Below are 4,231 nucleotides of genomic sequence, written 5' to 3' on the forward strand. Positions count from 1 at the left end.
TCCCTATGAGAGGGGCTTTCTTAAAACCACCAACACCCTCAAGTCTGGGGGGGGGCGGGGCCTGGTGCCCGGCCGCTTCAGGAGCATAAGAACAATGACCTATGAAACGCTGTTGATTGAACGTCACGACCGAGTCGTGCTTATTACCCTCAATCGCCCGCAGGCGCTCAACGCACTGAATCAGACACTGTTGCGCGAATTGAACGAAGTGGTCTGCCAGTTCGACCGCGACCCTGAAATCAGCGTGATGGTGCTGACCGGCTCGACCAAGGCCTTTGCTGCGGGGGCCGATATCAAGGAAATGGCTGACAAGACCTTCCAGGAGGCTTATCTGGAGGACTTTTTCACCATCGCCGACAACATCGCCTCGCGCCGCAAACCAATCATCGCGGCGGTTGCCGGCTATGCGCTGGGGGGGGGCTGCGAACTGGCCATGCTCTGCGACACCATCTTCGCCGCTGACAATGCCCGTTTCGGTCAGCCGGAAATCAATCTGGGTGTATTGCCGGGAATTGGCGGCAGCCAGCGTCTGACCCGTGCCGTGGGCAAGGCCAAGGCCATGGACATGTGCCTGACTGGTCGTCAGATGCACGCTGAAGAAGCCGAGCGTGCCGGTCTTGTCTCGCGCATCATTCCGACAGACAAACTGCTCGAAGAAACTCTGGCTGCGGCCCAGGTAATCGCGGCCAAGTCGCTTCCCAGCGTCCTGATGAACAAGGAGTGCGTAAACCGCGCCTTTGAAAGCAGTCTGCGTGAAGGTCTGCTGTTTGAGCGCCGGGTGTTCCACTCGGTGTTTGCGCTCGATGACCAGAAAGAAGGCATGCGTGCCTTTGTCGAAAAACGTCCGCCTGTGTTCAAGCACAGCTGAGTCAGTCAGGAGAACAGCATGCGTATCGGATTTATCGGTCTGGGCAACATGGGGGCGCCGATGGCGCGCAATCTGGTTAAAGCCGGACACGAACTCTTTGTTTTTGACCTGTCGGCCGCTGCCGTACAGTCTCTCGTCGAGGCTGGCGCAACGGCGGTTGAATCGCCGGCTGCTGCAGCCGCGCAGCGCCCTGAAATGATCATCACCATGTTGCCGGCCGCGCAGCATGTGAAGAGTGTTTACCTGGGTGAGGGTGGTATCGTTTCAGCCCTGCAAGTCCCGACCCTGCTGATCGACAGCTCCACTATCGACACCCAGAGTGCCCGTGATGTGGCCAGCGCGGTTCAGGCCCAAGGCCACAGCATGCTCGATGCCCCGGTATCCGGCGGCACTGGTGGTGCTGCCGCCGGCACGCTGACCTTTATGGTGGGTGGCGCTCAGGCCGATTTCGAGCGTGCGCTGCCGGTATTGCAGGCCATGGGCAAGAACATCGTGCATTGCGGTGACGCCGGTACCGGGCAGGCGGCCAAAGTGGCCAACAACATGCTGCTGGGCATTTCCATGATCGCGACCTCCGAAGCCATGAGCCTGGGTGTGGCGCTGGGCGTCGATCCGAAAGTGTTGGCCGGCATCATCAACACCGCTAGTGGACGCTGCTGGAGCTCGGACACCTACAACCCGTTCCCTGGTGTTATGGAAGGTGTGCCGTCCTCGCGTGGTTACACCGGTGGTTTCGGAACCGACCTGATGCTCAAGGATCTGGGGCTGGCCACTGAGGCCGCCCGCCAGGTCCGCCAGCCGGTGATCCTCGGCGCGGCCGCCCAGCAGCTGTACCAGACCTTCAGCGCTCAGGGTAACGGCCAGTTGGACTTCTCCGCGATCATCCGTATGTACGGCGTGCAGGAGGGCTGAACATGAGCGAACACGAGCAGCCGGTTCTGACCGAGGTTCGCAACGGCATCGGTCATTTGATCCTGAACCGTCCGGCAGGACTCAATGCCCTGTCACTGCCGATGATTCGCATGCTCAGTGAGCAGCTCAGAGCCTGGGAGCAGGACACCCAGGTGCTGGCGGTGGTGTTGCGCGCCAATGGCGAGAAGGCTTTCTGTGCAGGTGGTGACATCCGCATGCTTTACGAAAGCCATCTGGCCGGAGATACCCAGCACTTCGTGTTCTTCGAAGAGGAATACCGGCTCGACCAGTACATTCACGCCTATTCCAAGCCGATCCTGGCGCTGATGGACGGTTTTGTCCTGGGCGGCGGCATGGGGCTGGTTCAGGGCGCGACCTTCCGGGTGATCAGCGAGCGCGCGCGCATGGGTATGCCGGAAACCGGGATCGGTTTTTATCCGGATGTCGGCGGCAGCTATTTCCTGCCACGCCTGCCGGGCAAGCTGGGTATCTATCTGGCCATGACCGGCAACCAGGTGCGGGCCGCCGATGCGCTGTACTGCGGCCTGGCCGACTGGTGCCTGAAGCCGGAGCAGCTGAGCTCGCTGATTCACTGCCTGAACAACATGAATTGGACCTACAACCCGCGCGAAGACCTGCGTTCGCTGCTGGCCACCCTGGCCAAGGAGCGTCTGCCCGGAGCCGAGCTGGAAGGTTTGCGCGAGGCTATCGACGAGCATTTCGCGCATGATTCGCTGGCAGCCATCGTGGCGTCTCTGCAGGCAGAGAAACGCCTGAAGTTCGCCGACTGGGCCAGTGCTACTCTGGGCACCCTGCGCAGTCGCTCGCCTCTGGCCGTGGCCGTCACTCTGGAGCTGATGCAACGTGGTCGGCAGTTGTCCCTGGCCGAGTGTTTCGAGCAGGAGATGGCGCTCAACCGTCTCTGGTTCGAACGCGGTGACCTGATCGAAGGCGTGCGGGCCTTGCTGATTGATAAGGATAAAGCGCCGCGCTGGCAACTGACGTCGCTGGATCAGGTGCAGCCGGAGCTGGTGCAGAGTTTTTTTGCTACGCCTCGTCAACCCTAGAGCACCGCGTGTTACCGGTTGCCTGACAGAAGAAGAGACGACGCCGATGTATGACATCGAATTGAACGAAGAACAGCGCATGGTTCGCGACATGGCCCGCGATTTTGCGCGCCAGGAAGTGGTGCCTCATGCGCAGGCCTGGGAGAAAGCCGGCTGGATCGACGACGGCGTTGTTCAGGCCATGGGCGAATTGGGCCTGCTCGGCATGATCGTGCCGGAAGAATGGCAGGGAACCTTTGTCGACTATGTGTCCTATGCCGTGGCCGTGGAGGAAATATCCGCCGGCGACGGCGCGCTGGGCGCATTCATGAGCATTCACAACTCCGTGGGTTGTGGGCCGATCCTGCGCTATGGCAACGATGAACAGAAACGCACCTGGCTACCGGATCTGGCTGCTGGCCGCAAGATCGGCTGTTTCTGTCTGACCGAGCCGCAGGCGGGCTCCGAAGCCAACAACCTGCGTACCCGGGCCGAACTGATCGATGGTCAGTGGGTGCTCAATGGTGCCAAGCAATTTGTCAGCAATGGCAGGCGCGCCAGCCTGGCCATCGTATTCGCCGTGACCGATCCGGAGCTGGGCAAGAAAGGCCTGTCGGCCTTCCTAGTGCCCACCGATACGCCCGGATTCATCGTCGATCGCAGCGAACACAAGATGGGCATCAAGGCCTCTGACACCTGCGCTGTAACCCTTAGCGACTGCCGCATCCCCGCGCAGAACCTGCTTGGCGAGCGCGGAAAGGGGCTGGCTATCGCCCTGTCCAACCTCGAAGGTGGCCGTATCGGCATCGCCGCGCAGGCCCTGGGTATCGCCCGGGCGGCTTTCGAGTCGGCGCTGGCCTATGCCCGTGAGCGTGTGCAGTTCGGTAAGGCGATTATCGAACACCAGAGCATTGCCAACATGCTGGCCGACATGCATACCCAGATCAACGCGGCACGTCTGCTGGTTCTGCATGCCGCACGGATGAAGGATGCCGGTCTGGCCTGTCTGTCGGAAGCCTCACAAGCCAAGCTGTTCGCCTCGGAAATGGCCGAGAAGGTTTGTTCCAGTGCAGTGCAGATTCACGGCGGTTACGGCTATCTGGAGGACTATCCGGTGGAGAAATACTACCGCGATGCCCGCATTACCCAGATCTACGAAGGCTCCAGCGAGATCCAGCGCCTGCTGATCGCCCGTGAGCTGAGTCACTACGCCCTGTAAAACGGGGGCTGATGCCCCCTCTTCCTACCATCGAATCCATAGAGCAGATGATGAAAGTCCTTGTAGCTGTCAAACGAGTGGTTGACTACAACGTCAAGGTTCGCGTCAAGGCGGACAACAGCGGCGTCGACCTCGCCAACGTCAAGATGTCCATGAACCCCTTCTGCGAAATCGCTGTGGAAGAGG

4 protein-coding genes and 1 pseudogene are annotated in these 4,231 nt (G+C 60.6%); all 5 read left to right on the top strand.

The genetic code is table 11. The features are described 5' to 3' along the window. Positions 1 to 94 precede the first annotated feature (94 nt). Positions 95 to 868, top strand: coding sequence for an enoyl-CoA hydratase (locus tag NCCP436_RS16140; RefSeq protein WP_220804990.1), 774 nt, complete (start codon positions 95 to 97; stop codon positions 866 to 868). A gap of 18 nt (positions 869 to 886) precedes the next feature. Beyond that, positions 887 to 1,780 (top strand): 3-hydroxyisobutyrate dehydrogenase, encoded by an 894-nt coding sequence (gene mmsB / locus NCCP436_RS16145; RefSeq protein ID WP_220804991.1) that lies wholly within the window; start codon positions 887 to 889, stop codon positions 1,778 to 1,780. 2 nt (positions 1,781 to 1,782) lie between these two features. Next, on the top strand, positions 1,783 to 2,847 hold the full coding sequence (locus tag NCCP436_RS16150; RefSeq protein WP_220804992.1) for an enoyl-CoA hydratase/isomerase family protein: 1,065 nt from the start codon (positions 1,783 to 1,785) through the stop codon (positions 2,845 to 2,847). A 46-nt stretch (positions 2,848 to 2,893) separates the two neighbouring features. Beyond that, on the top strand, positions 2,894 to 4,045 hold the full coding sequence (locus tag NCCP436_RS16155; RefSeq protein ID WP_220804993.1) for an acyl-CoA dehydrogenase family protein: 1,152 nt from the start codon (positions 2,894 to 2,896) through the stop codon (positions 4,043 to 4,045). Positions 4,046 to 4,095: 50 nt separating this feature from the next. Then, a pseudogene (locus NCCP436_RS16160) lies at positions 4,096 to 4,231 on the top strand (electron transfer flavoprotein subunit beta/FixA family protein); the annotation flags it as partial.

Origin of the sequence: Pseudomonas sp. NCCP-436, from assembly GCF_019656335.1 — a bacterium.
Lineage (GTDB): Bacteria > Pseudomonadota > Gammaproteobacteria > Pseudomonadales > Pseudomonadaceae > Aquipseudomonas.

Excerpts from the sequence above, each read along its gene's own strand:
- NCCP436_RS16150 (WP_220804992.1), top strand. The coding sequence starts at position 1,783 with ATGAGCGAACACGAGCAGCCGGTTCTGACCGAGGTTCGCAACGGCATC.
- NCCP436_RS16155 (WP_220804993.1), top strand. The coding sequence starts at position 2,894 with ATGTATGACATCGAATTGAACGAAGAACAGCGCATGGTTCGCGACATG.
- mmsB (WP_220804991.1), top strand. The coding sequence starts at position 887 with ATGCGTATCGGATTTATCGGTCTGGGCAACATGGGGGCGCCGATGGCG.
- NCCP436_RS16140 (WP_220804990.1), top strand. The coding sequence starts at position 95 with ATGACCTATGAAACGCTGTTGATTGAACGTCACGACCGAGTCGTGCTT.